At 67.4% G+C, this 17,576-nt stretch carries 16 protein-coding genes and 1 tRNA gene; 8 read left to right on the top strand and 9 right to left on the bottom strand.

Annotation, left to right across the window (positions count from 1 at the left end):
* Positions 1–275: 275 nt before the first annotated feature.
* The 4 genes from DDZ14_RS18320 to DDZ14_RS18305 all read right to left on the bottom strand — a co-directional run bounded on the left by DDZ14_RS18320 (position 276) and on the right by DDZ14_RS18305 (position 4,470).
* Positions 276–351: transfer RNA gene (locus DDZ14_RS18320), tRNA-Thr, on the bottom strand.
* A gap of 91 nt (positions 352–442) precedes the next feature.
* On the bottom strand, positions 443–2,017 hold the full coding sequence (locus tag DDZ14_RS18315) for a heme biosynthesis protein HemY (RefSeq protein WP_109426429.1): 1,575 nt from the start codon (positions 2,015–2,017) through the stop codon (positions 443–445).
* 11 nt (positions 2,018–2,028) lie between these two features.
* Positions 2,029–3,648, bottom strand: a complete 1,620-nt coding sequence (locus DDZ14_RS18310; protein WP_109426428.1) for a COG4223 family protein — start codon at positions 3,646–3,648, stop codon at positions 2,029–2,031.
* Between the two features lie 102 nt (positions 3,649–3,750).
* Positions 3,751–4,470: a uroporphyrinogen-III synthase gene (locus tag DDZ14_RS18305; RefSeq protein WP_158275564.1), complete on the bottom strand. Its 720-nt coding sequence runs from the start codon at positions 4,468–4,470 to the stop codon at positions 3,751–3,753.
* A 64-nt stretch (positions 4,471–4,534) separates the two neighbouring features.
* Here DDZ14_RS18305 and tsaD point away from each other — a divergent pair, with 64 nt between their 5' ends.
* Genes tsaD through DDZ14_RS18285 form a run of 4 tightly spaced genes read left to right on the top strand, consistent with a single transcriptional unit; the run spans position 4,535 to position 7,267 of the window.
* On the top strand, positions 4,535–5,620 hold the full coding sequence (tsaD, locus tag DDZ14_RS18300; protein WP_109426426.1) for a tRNA (adenosine(37)-N6)-threonylcarbamoyltransferase complex transferase subunit TsaD: 1,086 nt from the start codon (positions 4,535–4,537) through the stop codon (positions 5,618–5,620).
* Entirely contained in the window at positions 5,617–6,582 is a 966-nt protein-coding gene (locus tag DDZ14_RS18295) for an NAD(P)H-dependent glycerol-3-phosphate dehydrogenase (RefSeq protein ID WP_109426425.1), read from the top strand. The genes tsaD and DDZ14_RS18295 overlap by 4 nt, the downstream gene beginning before the upstream one ends.
* Positions 6,582–6,851 carry a YciI family protein gene (locus tag DDZ14_RS18290; RefSeq protein ID WP_109426424.1) on the top strand — a complete coding sequence of 90 codons (270 nt, stop codon included), beginning with the start codon at positions 6,582–6,584 and terminating at the stop codon, positions 6,849–6,851. The genes DDZ14_RS18295 and DDZ14_RS18290 overlap by 1 nt, the downstream gene beginning before the upstream one ends.
* Positions 6,851–7,267 carry an EVE domain-containing protein gene (locus DDZ14_RS18285; RefSeq protein WP_109426423.1) on the top strand — a complete coding sequence of 139 codons (417 nt, stop codon included), beginning with the start codon at positions 6,851–6,853 and terminating at the stop codon, positions 7,265–7,267. Before DDZ14_RS18290 ends, DDZ14_RS18285 begins: the two co-directional genes overlap by 1 nt.
* Positions 7,268–7,640: 373 nt before the next feature.
* Here the strand turns inward: DDZ14_RS18285 and DDZ14_RS18280 are convergent, their stop codons facing one another.
* The 4 genes from DDZ14_RS18280 to DDZ14_RS18265 form a co-directional block, all read right to left on the bottom strand.
* Positions 7,641–7,982 (bottom strand): DUF2853 family protein, encoded by a 342-nt coding sequence (locus tag DDZ14_RS18280; protein ID WP_109426422.1) that lies wholly within the window; start codon positions 7,980–7,982, stop codon positions 7,641–7,643.
* Positions 7,983–8,149: 167 nt separating this feature from the next.
* Positions 8,150–9,118, bottom strand: coding sequence for a hypothetical protein (locus DDZ14_RS18275; RefSeq protein ID WP_109426421.1), 969 nt, complete (start codon positions 9,116–9,118; stop codon positions 8,150–8,152).
* A 186-nt stretch (positions 9,119–9,304) separates the two neighbouring features.
* Positions 9,305–10,699: an adenosylhomocysteinase gene (gene ahcY, locus DDZ14_RS18270; protein WP_109426420.1), complete on the bottom strand. Its 1,395-nt coding sequence runs from the start codon at positions 10,697–10,699 to the stop codon at positions 9,305–9,307.
* 81 nt (positions 10,700–10,780) lie between these two features.
* Positions 10,781–11,089, bottom strand: coding sequence for a hypothetical protein (locus DDZ14_RS18265; RefSeq protein ID WP_109426419.1), 309 nt, complete (start codon positions 11,087–11,089; stop codon positions 10,781–10,783).
* A 172-nt stretch (positions 11,090–11,261) separates the two neighbouring features.
* Between DDZ14_RS18265 and DDZ14_RS18260 the strand changes: the two genes are divergently transcribed.
* Positions 11,262–11,855, top strand: coding sequence for an HD domain-containing protein (locus DDZ14_RS18260; protein ID WP_109426418.1), 594 nt, complete (start codon positions 11,262–11,264; stop codon positions 11,853–11,855).
* Between the two features lie 104 nt (positions 11,856–11,959).
* Here the strand turns inward: DDZ14_RS18260 and serB are convergent, their stop codons facing one another.
* On the bottom strand, positions 11,960–12,838 hold the full coding sequence (gene serB, locus DDZ14_RS18255; protein ID WP_109426417.1) for a phosphoserine phosphatase SerB: 879 nt from the start codon (positions 12,836–12,838) through the stop codon (positions 11,960–11,962).
* Between the two features lie 168 nt (positions 12,839–13,006).
* Between serB and DDZ14_RS18250 the strand changes: the two genes are divergently transcribed.
* From DDZ14_RS18250 to DDZ14_RS18240, 3 genes are all read left to right on the top strand, one after another.
* On the top strand, positions 13,007–14,164 hold the full coding sequence (locus DDZ14_RS18250) for a phosphoserine transaminase (RefSeq protein ID WP_109426416.1): 1,158 nt from the start codon (positions 13,007–13,009) through the stop codon (positions 14,162–14,164).
* A 97-nt stretch (positions 14,165–14,261) separates the two neighbouring features.
* Positions 14,262–15,857, top strand: coding sequence for a phosphoglycerate dehydrogenase (serA, locus tag DDZ14_RS18245; protein WP_109426415.1), 1,596 nt, complete (start codon positions 14,262–14,264; stop codon positions 15,855–15,857).
* Positions 15,858–16,027: 170 nt separating this feature from the next.
* Entirely contained in the window at positions 16,028–17,203 is a 1,176-nt protein-coding gene (locus DDZ14_RS18240; RefSeq protein ID WP_109426414.1) for a lytic murein transglycosylase, read from the top strand.
* Positions 17,204–17,576: the final 373 nt, after the last annotated feature.

Below are 17,576 nucleotides of genomic sequence, written 5' to 3'. Positions count from 1 at the left end.
TGCAGGATCCCGACAATCTGTTCTTCGGTGAAACGTGATTTGCGCATCGTCTGTTCTCCTCGTCATTTTGAACGTTACGAGAACAAACTCTCATTTTGAATGGCCCGGTTTTTTGGGGGCAGGTCACACTGGCGATTTGCTGGCGCGAGATGCGAAGTGGGAGATAAGGCCGCAACAGATTCACCCACCAGCGTCCAAAAGGTGGGCGATAAGGTGGATTAAACCGCGCTCTATGCTCGTAAATATTTAATATTAAATATTTTTATCTTGAGAAGTGGTGCCGCTGAAGGGACTCGAACCCCCGACCCCATCATTACGAATGACGTGCTCTACCAGCTGAGCTACAGCGGCCCCGGCCATCCTGCGGCCCGTGGCGATGCGCCACTTCGGCCGATGGCGAAGTACGCGGGCATTTAGCAAGTTCCGGCGCAAAGGTGTAGCCCTAATTTTCGGCTTTCTCCTTCCGGGGCGTGTCCTCATCCGGGGTTTCCACGAGTTCGGCCTCCGCGACCTCGGGCTCGGCGTCTCCTGCCTTCGGCTCGGCCGGATCCTCCCCCGGCTCCGGCGCCGGGTCCCCGGCCGGTTCGGCGGGGTCGGACTCGGGCTCATCCACGGGATCATAGGGCGCGTCCGGCTTGTCGAGCGCACCGACGATCAGAGGCAGCATCTGAGCGGCTCCGGTGCCAGTGGTTTCGGTCTCCGGCGGCGCCTTCCAGCTCAACGTGTCGATGGAGCCGCAATTCTCGCAGGCCGGCGCCCAGGCGGCATGGATATGGTTGCACCGGGTGCAGGTCCATTGCGGCCCGCGCGGTGCCGAGAGCGCGCGCGCCAGCCAGGCGCTTACGACGCTGTCCTCCGCCCCCTCGCCGCGTTCGATCGCGGCCATGATGGTCAGCGCACGCTGGCTGGGATCGGTCTGCGGCAGATCGCCAAGCTCGCGCCGCGCGGCCGGGAAGTCCTCGGCCGCGATTGCCAGTTCGGCGGCCAGCATCCGTGTTTCGGGATGATCCGGCTTGGCCTTTAGCAGAACCTGGAACCGCTTGATACGCGCCTGCGGGGTTTCGTCGGGCTTGATCTCGGCAAAGGCGGCGGCGAGGTCGGGATGCGGCTCGGAATCCCAGGCCTTGCGGATGATCTTGGCCGCGGCGCGGGCCGATCCCTCGCTGATTTTCGCGCGCGCGGCCAGCACGGCGGCGGGAACCAGTTCCGGCGACATCCGGTTGGCCTGCAGCACTGCCTGGGTGGCCTTCTCGGTCCGGCCCTCGGCCAGATCGGCCTTTGCCTCGGCCAGCGCCAGCACCGCGTCGCGCCGCGTGTGCAAGTCGCGCGGAAGGGTGCGCGACTTTAGCTTCTGGGCCAGTGTCCGGCGCGCGCCCTCCCAATTGGCCTTGTCGGCCTGAAGCCGGAAGAGCGTGTCCTGCGTCTCGGTATGGCCGGGCTTCAGGGCAAAGGCCTTCTCCGCCAGCTTGAGCGCGGTATCCGTGTCACCCTCGGCCAGCTTCTGCTCCATCAGTCCGCGCACACCGACAAAGCGCGTCCGGTCGTCGCCCAGAAGCTTCTTGTAGGTTTCCACTGCCTTGCGCCGGTCGCCCGACATCTCGGCCGCTTGCGCCGTCAGCAGGTTGGTCAGTTCCGGCCGCGCCAGATAGCGTTCCGCCTTGGATGCCTTGCTCATGGCCAGGCGCCCCTCGCCCGAGGCAAGCGCCATCATGCCATCGGCCAGCGCCTCGAAACCCTTGCGCTCGCGATTGCGGTCGAAATAGCGCGACACGGCGGTCTCGTCGCCATTGATGAACTTCAGCACCGCGAACAGAAACCCCGCGACCTTCAGGCCAAGCCAGACCAGCACCAGAAGCAGCAGGAAGGCGATGACAGCCGCCAGCGGGGTCAGAACGAACTCGCGGCCGAACGCGGTGATCCCGATATGGCCGCCGGTCTCGATCAGGAAACCGGCGCCCAGCGCGAGCGCCGCCACGAGACCCACGAAGATCAGGATTTTGACAAGGGACCAAAGCATCGTCGCGCCTCTCAGTTGGATTGACCGACACTGGCGGCAAAGCCGTTCAGCGCGTCGAGCACCTCTTGCCGGGCGCGGGCCTGATCCAGCCAGCCCGCCATCGCGGCGCGTCCCTCTTCGGGAAGCCCGTCGAGTTCTGTCAATGCGGCCCCCAGGTCGCCGTTATCCAGCGCCGCCTCGGCGCGGGAGAGCACGGCGTCGGGGTCGCCGCCCTCCCGCGGGTCGAGCGAGCGCGCGCCGACCTGGCTGCGCAAGAAGGCCATCACGCGGGAGGCAGCATCGTCGTCCACCGTGGCCGCGAGCGAGGCGGAGAGCCCGGCGCGCGCGGCATCCGGGAACCGCGCCCGAAGCTGCGCCATGTTCGCGACCCCGCCCTGCGCATGGGCCGCCAGCACATCCGGCGGCTCCGACTGCGCGGCCCTGGCCAGATCGTCCAGCGCGGCGGCATAGGGCTGCCCCGCATCAACATTGGCGCGCAGCCGAGAGATCGCCACCGCAGCATCCGCGGCCTGGGCCGAAGCGGCAAGATCGGCGACGCGGGCCTCGGCTTCGGCAATCCGCGCCTCGGCGTCGGCGGCGGCGCTTTCGACCTTCTCGGCCAGCGCGGCATTCTGTGCCTGCTGCTCGTCGAGCGCCGCGCGCAGCGCCGACATTTCCTCGCGATAGGCGCCCAGCGCGGCGGCGGCATCCGCCCCGCCCTCGCCGCCGCCCAGCCCCTGGGATTCGAGAGCGTCGAGCCGGTCAGCCTGCGTATCCAGCGTCTCTTCCAGCGCGGCCACCCGCGACGACAGGTCCGACAGTCCGGCGGTCAGCCCGCCGGTCGCCTCGTCGATCCTGGCGCCGAGATCGGCCTGCAGCGCCGCAGTATCGGCGGGCTCGACCGGGGCGGTCCGGGCGGCGGCCAGCGCCTCCTCCAGATCGGAGATGCGGGCCTCCAGCGCCACGCGGGCCTCGGCGGCCTCGGTTTCTCCGGACTGCCGAATGTCCAGCGGCCAGCCTTCGGGCAGCACATAGCGGGCCATGCCGAACCCGATAGCGGCAGCGGCGACCCCGCCCAGCAGCAGCGCGAAGAACCCGCCGCGGCGTTCAGGGGCCGGCGTGGGCGCGGCCTTGGCGCCGGACGCGCCGCCGCCCGATCCGCCCGATGCGGGGGTCGCATCGCCCGCATTGTCGTTCCGGGTCGCGGCCGGTTTCTCGTCCTTCTTCTCATCCTTGACCGTGGCACTGGCGGCTTTGATGCCCCCGGATTTCGCGGCGGCTTCGGATTTGGACGTGGCGCCATGCAATGCCTTTTCCAGCGCCGTTCCCGCCAGATCGCTCTTGGCGGCTTCCGTGGGTTTCCCGGACCCGGCCGCGGCATCCTTCGCCCCGGCAGTATCGGATTTCTCCGGCCCGGCAGATTTTCCGGCGTTCTCCGCCTTCTCCCCGGCCCCGCTTGCGGATTTCGCCGCGGACTCATCAGCGGTCTTCGACGTCTCCGCGGGCTTGGCCGCCGTCGCGTCCTTTGGCTCTTCCTCCGGCTTTCCGGCGGTCTTGCTGCGCGGTCCACCGCCCGGACCGGAGGCCGCCGTCTTGCGGGTCGAGGTCTTGCGGGGTGGGGTCTTGCCGGAAGAAGAACCTGATCGGGCCACGTCGGCTGTCCTTTCGCTCAGAATCGCTGCGAGGCTGTGAAAACCGTTTACATGGCCGAAGCTTAGAGGAGCCGCCGATCAGTCACAAGTCGGCGGGTTGCGTCATTTCCATGCAGCGATGGCAGCCAGCATGGCTTCGGCGTCCGGGCGGTCGGATGTGACCACCTGTGAAAACAGCCCCTGGGGCAAGACGTCGGCAACCGCCGCGCTGAGACAGAGCGCGGTGGCGGCATGCGGGCCGGTGGCGCCCGGATCTTCCGCCAGAAGCCGTGCCGCGCGCGGCGAGAAGATCGGCACCAGCACGGGCGGGCGCCCCGCCAGCGCATCCCGCGCCGCAGGCGAGAGCGGAAGCGGGTGCTGGTCGTAGATCACGCAATCGGCGGCGTCGAAACCGGCCGCGCGCAGGGCGTCCAGCAACCCGCCGGTGGTGTGGCGGCCGCGCGGATGAAGAAGCCGCGCGCCGGTGGGCAGGCGGCGGCTCACCAGATCCGCCAGATTCTGCGCGGAGCCGTCGGCGGAGTGAGCCTCGAACCCCGCGATCTGCGCCACGCGGGCGGTGCGCGCGCCAACGCAGAAGGCCAGGATGTCGCGCCGCGCCCAGCGCGTCGCGAATATCCGCACCGCGTTCTCGGAGGAAAAGAGCAGCGCATCCACCCCGTCGAACGACGGCGCCGCCGCGGCCGGTGCGATTTCCATCATCGGGGCGATCAGCATCTCGAAACGGCCCGGACAGCGCTCTTCCACCTGCGCGGCGAAGCGTTCCGCCTGCGGCGCCGGGCGGGTCAGAAGCAGGATCGGGCGCGGATCGGGCACAGGGCTCACCGGGATTGTCTGGACTGCCCCTTGGTGGTAGCTGCCTGAACGTGACCTGACAACCGGAGAGCCGATGCCGCGCGGTCTGACCATTCTGGGGCTGGAGAGCAGCTGCGACGACACCGCCGCCGCGGTCGTCCGCCAGCGCGCCGGCGCGCGGCCGGAGATTCTGGCCTCCGTGGTGCATGGCCAGACCGCGCTTCACGCGGATTACGGCGGCGTGGTGCCGGAGATCGCGGCGCGCGCCCATGCCGAGAAGCTCGACATCTGCGTGGAGGAGGCGCTGGCGCAGGCGGGCATCGGCCTGGCGGAGATCGACGCGGTGGCGGTGACGGCGGGTCCGGGACTGATCGGCGGCGTTCTGTCGGGCGTGATGTGCGCCAAGGGGATCGCCGCCGGGGCCGGGCTGCCGCTGGTCGGGGTCAACCACCTGGCGGGTCACGCGCTGACGCCGCGGCTGACCGACGGGCTTGATTTTCCCTATCTGGCGCTGCTCGTCTCGGGCGGGCATTGCCAGTTCCTGCTGGTGGAGGGCTGCGACGCCTTCACCCGGCTGGGCGGCACGATCGACGACGCGCCGGGCGAGGCGTTCGACAAGACGGCGCGGCTGCTGGGCCTGCCGCAGCCCGGCGGCCCGGCGGTGGAACGCACCGCGCGCGGCGGCGATCCCGCGCGCTTCTCCTTCCCGCGGCCGCTTCTGGACCGACCCGGCTGCGACATGTCATTCTCGGGCCTCAAGACGGCGCTGCTGCGCGCCCGCGACGCGTTGATCGCCGAACAGGGCGGGCTCTACGAAGCCGACCGGCGCGATCTCTGCGCCGGGTTCCAGGCCGCGCTGCGCGACGTGCTGGCGGAAAAATCCCGCCGGGCGCTGGACCAATGCACCGGGCTGACGGGGTTCGCGGTGGCGGGCGGGGTCGCGGCCAATGCCGCGATCCGTGCGGCGCTGAGCAGCCTGGCGGAGGCAGAGGGCGTGCCATTCCTGGCCCCGCCGCTGGCGCTCTGCACCGATAACGCGGCGATGATCGCCTGGGCGGGGCTGGAGCTGTTCCGCGCCGGGCACCGCGACGGGTTCGACCTGGCGGCACGACCGCGCTGGCCGCTCGATGGGGCTGCTCCGGCGCTTCTGGGATCGGGCAGGAAAGGAGCCAAGGCATGAGCGTGACGATTGCAGGCGCAGGCGCGTTCGGAACCGCGCTGGCGGTGTCGCTGGCGGCGGAGGGCGGCGTCGTGCGGCTCTGGGCCCGCGATGCGGCGCAGGTCCGCGAGATGACCCACTCGCGCCAGAACGTCCGCGCGCTGCCAGGCATCGCGCTGCCCGACACGATCGGCCCGGTGGAGACGCTTAACCCCGATCCGGGCCAGACCGTGCTGGTCTCGGTTCCGACGCAGAAGCTGCGCGGTTTCCTCGGCCAGCACGGCGCCGCACTATCGGGCCGGGTGCTGGTGCTCTGCTGCAAGGGGGTGGAGCTTGACACCGGGCTCAGGCCCAGCCAGGTCGCGGCGGAACTGGTGCCGGATGCCGCCGTCGCCGTGCTGACCGGGCCGAGTTTCGCCAGCGACATCGCCCGCGGCCTGCCCACCGCGCTGACGCTGGCCTGCGCGGACGCAGGCCTGGGGCGCAAGTTGCAGGCGGAGCTTTCGACGCAGTCGCTGCGGCTCTACCGGGTGACGGACGTGACCGGGGCGGAACTGGGCGGGGCGCTCAAGAACGTCATCGCCATCGCCTGCGGCATCGTCATCGGCGCCGAACTGGGCGACAGCGCGCGCGCCGCGCTGATGACCCGCGGCTATGCCGAAATGGTGCGCCTCGCGACGGCGCTGGGCGCGGACCCCGGTACGCTGGCGGGGCTCTCGGGCTTTGGCGACCTGGCGCTGACCTGCACTTCGCTGCAATCGCGCAACTTCTCCTTCGGTCACGCGCTGGGCCGGGGCGAGGCGTTCGACCCCGGAAAGACGGTGGAAGGCAAGGCCACCGCGCGCGCTGTCACCGCGCTGGCCGAGGCGCGCGCAATCGACATGCCGATCACCCGCATGGTATCTGCCGTCCTGGAAGAGAAACTGACAATCGACGCGGCGGTGGCGGCCCTGCTCGCCCGCCCGCTGAAGGAGGAAGACTGATGCTGGTAGCCCTGATCGCCCGCGACAAGCCCGGCCATCTGGAAGTGCGCAAGGCCAACCGCGACGCGCATCTCGCCCATATCGAGAAGACCGGCGTGGTCGCGCAGGCCGGCCCGTTCCTCGATGCCGACGGGCAGATGTGCGGCTCGCTCGTCATTCTTGACGTGCCCGACATGGCCGCGGCCGAAGCCTGGGCCGAGGCCGACCCCTATGCCAATGCCGGGCTGTTCGAGAGCGTCAGCCTGATGGAATGGAAGAAGGTGCTCTGATGGCTTACTGGCTCTTCAAATCCGAACCCTCGACCTGGAGCTGGCAGGACCAGCTCGCCAAGGGCGACGCGGGCGAGGAATGGGACGGCGTGCGCAACTACCAGGCCCGCAATTTCATGCGCGAAATGGCGGTCGGCGACCGTGGCTTCTTCTACCATTCGCAGACCGAGAAGGCCGTCGTGGGCATCGTCGAGGTCATCGCCGAGGCGCATCCCGACAGCACCACCGGTGACGCGCGCTGGGAATGCGTGGACATAAAGGCGGTGGAAAGCCTGCCGCAGCCGGTGACGCTGGAGACGTGCAAATCCGACCCGCGGCTGTCGGACATGGTGCTGGTCAACAACACCCGCCTGTCGGTGCAACCGGTCAAGCCGGAGGAATGGCGGATCGTGTGCGCGCTGGGCGAGCTGGCGTGACAGCGTGACATAGTCGCCCCGAACGACAACCCGCATCATTGAAATCGAATGCAGGCAAAGGATCGCGAGCGATCCGGGAACGATTGCATTTCCGATGCACCCGACGAGTGATACGCGGCAGCATGCCCCGAGATAAAATGGAGGGCCCCGACCCCCCGGGACCCTCCACACCCCACGTGCTCCCACTCTGGCACCACACGTGTTGAAAAGCGTCCCGGCCATCCTGGCCAGTAGGAAGACACTAGCCCGAACCCGGCGGGTCTGGCAATGTCGCAATACGCAAAATACCGTTCAACTACAGTGCGTTAACGCATCATAAAGAAAACCGCCCGCCGATCGGTGGACGGCTTTCGTTTCCGCAGCGCCGCCGGGGTCAGCCGTAGACGGCTTCCTTGCCGAAATGTCTGGTCAGCATGTAATAGATCACGGCGCGGTACTTGTTGGGTTCCGAGCGGCCGTAGGTCTCGATCGCCTGATTGATCGCCGCGTCGAGTTGCGGCCCGTCTGACAGGCCCAATTTCTTGATCAGGAAATTGTTCTTCACGGTCTCGATCTCGCCCGGCTGGCCGGCGGCGACCGTCGAGGCATCGGCATCGTAAATCGCCGGACCACAGCCAATCGTGACCTTGGTCAGCAGAGCCATATCCGGCTGTATCCCGCATTTGTTGCGCAAATCATCCGCGTATCTTGCGATCAAATCGTCTCTCTTACCCATAAGGAATTCTCCCACTTTGTCGGACGCCCGACGGTTACTCTTGTCGTCACACTAATCCCGACGGGCAGCACGGTGCGGAAACAATAGTCGGGCCGCACCGGCCTGACAAAGGAAAAAGGCGCGCCCCGCAGGGACGCGCCTGTCCTTGCCCGCAAGGCAGGCCGATCTCAGAAATGGATCGTCAGGTCGGTGGTCAGGCGCCAATCGAAGACCGAGGACTCGCTGCCCGGAACGCCGTTGATATCGTTTTCGATCAGGTTCTTCTCGGCCGCCAGGCCGAAGATCGCGTTCTCGGAGAAGCGATAGCGGAAACCTGCCGCAACGGTCAGCGTCTCGTCCGGATCGTCCGCCCCGATGTCGAAGAGATCGGCGCCGGTCAGGTTGTCCAGCGGACCCGCGGGGATCCGGTTGCCGCCGTCGATCGGGATGATGGCGTTGGCTTCCAGCAGCGGGAAGAAGCCCGGCGCGATCTCGTGGTCCACATGGACATGGGCGTGCACGTAGCTCCAGTTGTCGTTCGACATGGCAATCTGCACCCCGATGGAGCCCTGCACCTGCGTGCCGCCTTCATAGAGCTTGGCGCCCGAAGCGAAGAGATCCAGATAGCCGTTGCCGGTGCCGTTCAACTCGATATTGCCCAGCGGCGAGTTGGTGTCGATATTGCCCACCGGCAGAGTATAACGCGCGCCGACCGTAACGATCTCGCCATCCGACGGGTTGCTGTAGATCGCGTATTTCAGGCCCGCGGTGAGATCGTTGAAACCGTCCGTATCGGTCAGCACGCCGTCGAAATTCAGGTCGCTGTAGCCGTCGGTCGTCGCGATCAGGCCCAGCCGGTCGCTGAAGGCATAGCGGATCTGCGCCGCGATCACGTTCACCTCGCCACCGCCGGTCAGGAAGTCGCTGGGGATCTCGTGATAGGCGTAGATCGGCTTGAGTTCGGTGGTGATGAACGGGGTCTCGTTCAGCGTCGGATGCGTCACCGGCGGCACGTAGCGCGAGAAGCCGCCAGCCCCGAAGGACCCTTTCTGCGCCGCGCCGAGCAGTCCTTGCGCCGCAGCCGGCGCCGCCGTCAGGGCGGTCGCCGCAAGCGCCACGGCGGATACATGCGCGAGAAGCCTTTTTGTCTGTGCCATTTCACTGGTCTCCATCAGTTACCTTGTCCCTCCGACGCGCGAGTCGTTCGGCGCGCCGATCGCCGGCATCAAGATCACCAAACGGGACCGGAAACTTTGATCTGGATCACGATTCGCCACCGCTGCGTGATCGTTGCATTTCTGCCACCGGCGCAGGCACGGGCGCCGGTGGCGGGCATGCCTGCCTCAGTAGCGGTACTGGTCGGCCTTGAACGGGCCATCCGGGCCGACACCGATATAGTCGGCCTGTTCGGCGGACAATTTCGTGAGCCTGGCGCCGACCTTAGCCAGATGCAGGCTGGCCACCTTCTCGTCCAGGTGCTTGGGCAGCACATAGACCTCGTTGCGATAGGTATCGCCCCGCGTGAACAGCTCGATCTGCGCCAGCACCTGGTTGGTGAAGGAGGCGCTCATCACGAAGGACGGATGCCCGGTGGCGTTGCCGAGGTTCAGGAGCCGTCCCTGGCTGAGCAGGATCATCCGGTTGCCCGAAGGCAACTCGATCATGTCCACCTGGTCCTTGATGTTGGTCCATTTGTGGTTCTTCAGCGCGGCCACCTGAATCTCATTGTCGAAATGGCCGATATTGCCGACGATCGCCATGTCCTTCATCTCGCGCATATGCTCGATGCGGATCACGTCCTTGTTGCCGGTGGTGGTGATGAAGATATCCGCGTCGCGGACCACGTCCTCCAGCAGCACCACCTCGAACCCGTCCATCGCCGCCTGCAGCGCGCAGATCGGATCGACCTCGGTCACCTTCACCCGCGCGCCCGCACCGCGCAGGCTCGCGGCCGAGCCCTTGCCCACGTCGCCATAGCCGCAGACCACGGCGACCTTGCCGGCCATCATCGTGTCGGTTGCGCGGCGGATGCCGTCCACCAGGCTTTCCTTGCAGCCGTACTTGTTGTCGAATTTCGACTTGGTGACACTGTCATTGACGTTGATGGCCGGAAACGGCAGTTGCCCCTTCTCCATCATCTTGTAGAGCCGGTGAACGCCGGTGGTGGTCTCCTCCGAGACGCCCCTGATCATGTGGCGCTGTTTCACGAACCAGCCGGGGCTTTCGGCCATGCGCTTGCGGATCTGCGCGAAAAGCGCCTCCTCCTCCTCGCTGGTGGGCGTCTCGATCAGGTCGGTCTCGCCCTCCTCGACGCGGGCGCCCATCAGGATATAGAGCGTCGCATCGCCGCCATCGTCGAGGATCATGTTCGCGCCGCCCTCGGGAAACTGGAAGATGCGGTCGGCATAGTCCCAGTATTCCTCCAGCGTCTCGCCCTTGATGGCGAAGACCGGCGTGCCGCCTGCCGCGATCGCCGCCGCGGCATGGTCCTGGGTGGAATAGATGTTGCACGACGCCCAGCGCACATCCGCCCCCAGCTCCACAAGCGTCTCGATCAGCACGGCGGTCTGGATCGTCATATGCAGCGAGCCCGCGATCCGCGCGCCCTTGAGCGGCTTGGCCGCGCCGTATTCCTCGCGCAGCGCCATGAGGCCCGGCATTTCCGTTTCGGCGATGTCCAGCTCCTTGCGGCCGAACTCGGCAAGCGCGATGTCTTTTACGATATAGTCCTTGGCCATCCGGGGGCTCCGTCACGATGCAATCGGTTCAAGGGCACTTAGCACTGCGCCCCCGTGACGGCAACTCCCGCGGGGCGGTGGTCAGCTGGGTGTATCGGTCGGCACCGGGGTCGCCGGTTTCTGGTGCCAGTTCGTGCCGGCGGCGATGACGCAGGAGATCCCGTCGGGCCGGGTCATCAGCACAGTGAACGTGCCGCTCTCCGGGGCGCTCCAGATCTCGATATACTGGGTTTCGCTCTGCAACCCGGCGGCGGTCAGTTCCTCCGCGAAATGCCCCGAGAGGCGCTCCACGATTCGCTCACGGTAGCCGCAGGACATTTGCGCCAGCGCCGGCGGGGCGGTCGCGGCGATACCGAACACCATAGCAGCGGTGAAGATACGCTTGAACATGGCAGTCTCCTTTTCTGTTTGCCTGTATTTCACATATCGGCACTGCGGCCCCGCGCTCCAAAGCAAACCCGCACACGCGGATGTGAACAGGTATGCACGGGCGGATTTACAGGCGCGTGTCATGGGGTTAGGCAGGGCGCAACCGACTGCTCCATGAGACGGATGGCCGCCCATGCCCAAGGAACCCCGTGCCTGGCAACGCATGCTCTCGGGCCGGCGACTCGACCTGCTCGACCCCACGCCGGTCGATATCGAGATCGAGGATATCGCCCACGGCCTTGCATTCGTGGCGCGCTGGAACGGACAGACCTGGGGGGATCATCCCTATTCCGTGGCCGAACATTCTCTGCTGGTGGAACAGATATTCACCCGCCTCGCCCCCGCCGCCCCGGTGCGCTGGCGGCTGGCGGCGCTGCTCCACGACGCGCCGGAATACGTCATCGGCGACATGATCAGCCCGGTGAAGGCCGCCATCGGACCCGGCTATGGCGAACTCGACGCGCGCCTGACCGCGGCGATCCACCTGCGCTTCGGGCTGCCCGCAAGCCTGCCGGCCGCGGTCAAGAAACAGATCAAGCGCGCCGACCGCATCTCCGCCTGGCTGGAGGCGACCCAGATCGCGGGCTTCAGCCAGGCCGAGGCCAACCGCTTCTTCGGCCGCCCGCGCACCGCGCTGACCGAGAGCCTGCGCATCACCCTGCGCCCGCCGGCCGAGGTGCGCCGCGCCTACATGCACCGCTTCCAGGCCCTGATCGCCGCGCATTGACCCCCGGCTTGCTCTGGTTGAAATATTCCCGCCGGAGGCACGCGCCCGCCAGGGCGCAGAACAAAGACCTGGCGCGGCACGCGCCGCTGGCGGGCCGCGTCCGCTCAGGGCGCGGCGAAATCGCTGCGGGCATAGCCCTGGATATAGAGCAGCGCCGTCAGATCGCCGTGATTGATCCGGATGTCGCATTGCGCAGCGACGGCGGGCTTGGCATGGAGCGCGACGCCCGCGCCGGCCGCCTCCAGCATGGCCAGATCGTTCGCGCCGTCCCCCACCGCCATGACCTCGGCATGCGCAAGACCCAACCGGGCGGAGATCTCGCGCAGCGCCGCCAGCTTGGCGTCACGGCCCAGGATCGGGCGGGCGACATCCCCGGTCAGCCGGCCTTCCGCGATCTCCAGTCGGTTGGCGCGATGCTCGTGGAAGCCCAACCGCGCCGCGACGTGGCCGGTGAAGGCGGTGAACCCGCCGGAGACGAGCGCGGTATGCGCCCCCGCCGCGCGCATCGTCGCCAGCAATTCCGGCCCGCCCGGCGTGAGCGTGATCCGCCGCTCCAGCACGCGTCCGATCGCGGCCTCCTCCAGCCCCGCCAGCAGGGCCACGCGCTCCAGCAGCGCGGCCTCGAAATCGAGCTCGCCGCACATCGCCCGCGCCGTGATCCCGGCCACATGCGCGCCGACGCCGGCCTCCACGGCCAGTTCGTCGATGCATTCCTGGCCGATCATGGTGCTGTCCATATCCGCCAGCAGCAGCCGCTTGCGCCGTCCCTCGGCGGGCTGGACAACCAGGTCCACACCCTGAGCCTGCAGGTTCTCCCAGACGTCCCAGCGATTTTCCGGCACGGCCGCCAGCGGGAACTCCGCCGCGACATCGGGGGCGAGCCAGTCAATCGTACCGCCGCCCCAGGCATTGCGCAGCGCCTCCACCAGCGCGACGTCGAGACGCGGCGTCGCGGGATTGCTCAGAAGCGTGGCGATCTGCATGGCATATCCATCTTGGTGGGCATTTTGGCCGGGTCCCCCGTGTCGCATTCCTGGCGCGATGCGACGCATTAAAGCAGTTTTCCCGCTTGCGCCAGCCCCGCAACAGGCCTATGCCCATCCGTGGGACACCCCTCCCCAACGAGGGGCGAATATCTGGAAGGATATCCAATGACGGATGACAAGACCCCGGCCGCGCGGCCGGCAAACCCGCGTTTTTCTTCAGGCCCTTGCGCCAAACCCCCCACATTCTCGCTGGACCGGCTCGCCGAGGCACCGCTCGGCCGTTCGCACCGCGCCGCGGTCGGCAAGGCCCGGCTCAAGGCCGCGATCGACGGTACGCGCGAAATTCTCGGCATTCCCGATGACCACCGCATCGGCATCGTGCCCGCTTCCGATACCGGGGCGGTGGAAATGGCGATGTGGAACCTGCTGGGCGAGCGCCCGGTCGAGATGCTGGCCTGGGAAAGCTTCGGGGCCGGCTGGGTGACCGACGCGGTCAAGCAGCTCCGGCTCGACGCGCGGGTGCATGAGGCCGATTACGGCCACCTGCCCGACCTCTCGGCGGTGGATTTCAACCGCGACGTGGTCTTCACCTGGAACGGCACCACCTCGGGCGTGCGGGTGCCCAATGGCGACTTCATCCCCGCCGGGCGCGGCGGACTGACGATCTGCGACGCGACATCGGCGGCCTTCGCGCAGCGCCTGCCCTGGGACAAGCTGGATGCGACGACCTTTTCCTGGCAGAAGGTGCTGGGCGGCGAGGCCGCGCATGGCATGATCGTGCTCAGTCCCCGCGCCGTCGAGCGCCTTGAAAGCTACACACCGCCCTGGCCCCTGCCCAAGATTTTCCGCCTCACCAAGAGCGGCAAGCTGATCGAGGGCTTCTTCGAGGGCGCGACGATCAACACGCCCTCGATGCTCGCGGTGGAGGATTACCTGCTGGCGCTCGACTGGGCACGCTCGGTCGGCGGGCTGGAAGGGCTGCGCGAACGCGCCAACCGCAACCTGGCGGTGGTGCAAGGCTTCGTCGCGGCGCATGACTGGATCGCCTTCCTGGCCGAGGCGCCCGAGACGCGGTCCAACACCTCGGTCTGCCTGAAATTCACCGATCCGCGCATCGGCGACGGTGCGGCCTTTGCCAAGGCGGTCGCCAAACGCCTGGAGGCCGAGGGCGTGGCCTTCGATATCGGCGCCTACCGCGACGCGCCGCCGGGCCTGCGCATCTGGTGCGGTGCAACGGTGGAGGAGTCCGATCTTCAGGCATTGATGCCCTGGATCGACTGGGCCTTCAGCGCCGAGATCGCGGCCACCTCGCAAGCCGCCTGAGCCGCCGGGCCCGCAGCCCGGACGGACGCAGATCCACCCCGCGGGGCGTGCCGCCGCCCGCCCCGCCGCTCAGAACATTCCTGCAAGGACCACAGACATGGCACCCAGAGTACTCGTCTCCGACAAGCTGTCGGAAACCGCCGTCCAGATTTTCCGCGACCGCGGCATCGCCGTGGATTTCGAACCCGGCCTGGGCAAGGACAAGGACCGGCTGGCCGAAGTGATCGGCCGCTATGACGGGCTCGCGATCCGCTCCGCCACCAAGGTGACGGAAAAACTGCTCGCGCGCGCGGACAACCTGAAGGTCGTCGGTCGCGCCGGAATCGGCGTCGACAACGTCGACCTGTCGGCCGCGTCCAAGAAGGGCGTCATCGTGATGAACACGCCCTTCGGCAACTCGATCACCACCGCCGAGCACGCGATCAGCCTGATGATGGCGGTGGCACGCCAGATCCCGGAGGCCAATGCCTCCACACATGCAGGGAAATGGGAGAAGTCGCGCTTCATGGGCGTCGAGTTGACCGCCAAGACCCTGGGCGTGATCGGTGCCGGCAATATCGGCTCCATCGTCTGCAACCGTGCGCAGGGGCTGAAGATGAAGGTTATCGCCTACGATCCGTTCCTCGGCGAGGAGCGCGCGGCGAAACTGGGCGTGGAGAAGGTGGAACTCGACGACCTGCTAGCGCGCGCCGATTTCATCACGCTCCACGTGCCGCTGACCGACAAGACCCGCGGCATCCTGGACGCCGACGCGCTGGTGCGCACCAAGCCCGGCGTGCGCATCATCAACTGCGCGCGCGGCGGACTGGTGGACGAGGCCGCGCTGGCCGAGGCAATCCGTTCGGGCCATGTGGCGGGTGCGGGCTTCGACGTCTTCGAGGTGGAGCCCGCGACCAACAGCCCGCTCTTCGGGCTGCCCAATGTCGTCTGCACCCCGCATCTGGGCGCCGCCACCACCGAGGCGCAGGAGAACGTGGCGCTCCAGGTGGCCGAGCAGATGTCGGACTACCTGCTCAAGGGAGCGGTGTCGAATGCCATCAACATGCCCTCGATCAGCGCCGAGGAGGCGCCGCGCCTGACGCCCTGGGTCAAGCTGGCCGGGCATCTGGGCGCCTTCGTGGGGCAGCTCACCGACGAGCCGATCAAGGCGATCAACCTGCTCTATAACGGCTCGGTCGCGGAGATGAACACCGAGGCGCTCAACGCCGCGGCGGTGGCCGGCATCATGCGTGCCACCAATCCCGATCTCAACATGGTCTCGGCCCCGGTCGTGGCCCGCGACCGCGGCATCGAGGTGTCCACCACCACACAGGAGAAGACCGGCGTCTTTGACGCCTATATCAAGCTGACCGTCGTCACCGAGGACCGGGAACGCTCGATCGCGGGCACGGTCTTTTCCGACGGCAAGCCGCGCTTCATTCAGATCAAGGGCATCACCATCGACGCCGAGATCGGGCCGCATATGCTCTATACGACCAACCGCGACGTGCCCGGCATCATCGGCGCGCTGGGCAAGACGATGGGCGAGGGGGGCGTCAACATCGCGAATTTCACCCTGGGCCGCTCGTCGGTCGGGGCCGACGCGATCGCGCTGCTTTATCTCGACGAACAGCCGCCAGCGCCGGTGCTCAAGGCGCTCGGCGATACCGGGCTCTTCCAGTCCGTGCGCCCCTTGCAGTTCGAGGTGAACTGACCCTCAAGGCGCGCCCGTGGCGGACCAAGGGAGCCTCCGGCGGGGATACTTGAAGCAAGAAGAAGGGGCGGGCGCATCTCCGCCCCTTTTTGCTGCGCACGGGCTTGGCGGTTGCCTGTGCGCGAGGCGGCGCTAAGCTGCCCGGCAGTGTCCCTGTCCGGAGAGTATCCATGCGCCTCCTGCCCTGTCTCGCCACCCTTCTGATCGCCGGCGCGCCCGTCCATGCGGAGGGCAAATGCGGCGGGGATTTCGGCCGTTTCGTGTCGGAACTGAAGGCCGAGGCGGTCGCGCGCGGCCATGCGAGGGCCACGGCGGAACGATTTTTCTCGGGCGTGCGCCGCGATCCCGCAGTGATCCGCGCGGACCGGTCGCAGGGCATTTTCCGGATGTCCTTCCTGGATTTCTCGCGCCGGGTGATCAGCGCGAACCGGATGGAGCGCGGCCGCCGGAACGCCCGGCGCCACGATGCGGTCTTCAATGCGATCGAGCGGCGCTTCGGCGTGCCGCGCGGCGTGCTGCTGGCATTCTGGGCGCTGGAGACCGATTACGGCGCCGTGCAGGGCGATTTCAACACGCTGAACGCGCTGGCGACGCTGGCGCATGACTGCCGCCGCCCGGCGCTGTTCCGGCCACAGATATTCGCGGCGCTGACGCTCTACGAGAGCGGCGATTTCGACCCTGCGCGCACCACCGGTGCCTGGGCGGGGGAGATCGGCCAGGTGCAGATGCTGCCCGAGGATCTGCTGAACCTGGGCATCGACGGCGATGGCGACGGCCATGTGCGCCCCAAGACCAGCGCCGCGGATGCGCTGATGACCGGCGCCAACATGCTGCGCAACCTGGGCTGGCGCGCGGGCGAGCCGTGGCTGCAAGAGGTCGTCGTGCCGCGCGACCTGGACTGGCGCAAATCCGGCCTCGACCGGCAGTTCGCCGTGTCGGACTGGGCCCGGATGGGGGTGCGGGGGCGCAGCGCCGCACTGCCCGTGGGGAACCTGCCCGCATCGCTCCTGCTGCCGCAGGGGCGCAAGGGGCCGGCCTTCCTCGCCTATCCGAATTTCCGGGTCTATTTCGAATGGAACAAGAGCTTCGTCTATGTCACCACGGCGGCCTATTTCGCCACGCGGCTGTCGGGCGCGCCGGTCTATGACGCGGGCAATCCCGATCCGGGGCTCTCGGGCGCGCAGATGGAGGCGCTGCAACGCAAGCTCAAGGCGCGCGGGCATGACGTGGGCGGGATCGACGGCATCCTCGGCGCCAAGACCCGCGAGGCGGTGCAGCGCGAACAGATACGGCTCGGCCTTCCGGCCGATGCCTGGCCCACGCGGGCACTGCTGGAGGCGTTGTGAAACCGTCCTTCCGTTTCGGCGTGCTGGCGAATTCGCGCCGCGATGCCGCGCCCATACCGGATTGGTGGCCCATGCCGCGCCAACCGAGACGCGCCGTACTTTCGCATCCGGCTGCGACGTGCCGAATGGTATTGCTCATGAACCTCGGTGCCGTTCAGAACCGGCCCTTCGTAGCAGCCATGCCGGACGGTGGCGGTGCGGGACTTTTCTGCCGTTCGCTGCGGTAACAAAAAATGGCTGGGTTTGGCTAGGGTCAGGACCCATTGATTTCAGCCGAGCATCGTGATTCACCGCCTGAAAACAGAGCGGTGACATGTCTGATCTTTACTGGCTGAGCGACGCGCAGATGGCGCGTCTGGAACCCTATTTTCCG

It is taken from the genome of Maritimibacter sp. 55A14, from assembly GCF_003122205.1.
Taxonomy (GTDB): domain Bacteria; phylum Pseudomonadota; class Alphaproteobacteria; order Rhodobacterales; family Rhodobacteraceae; genus QEYE01.
The sequence above is the reverse complement of the archived record's forward strand: the minus strand, read 5'-3'. Positions and strand labels throughout refer to the sequence as shown.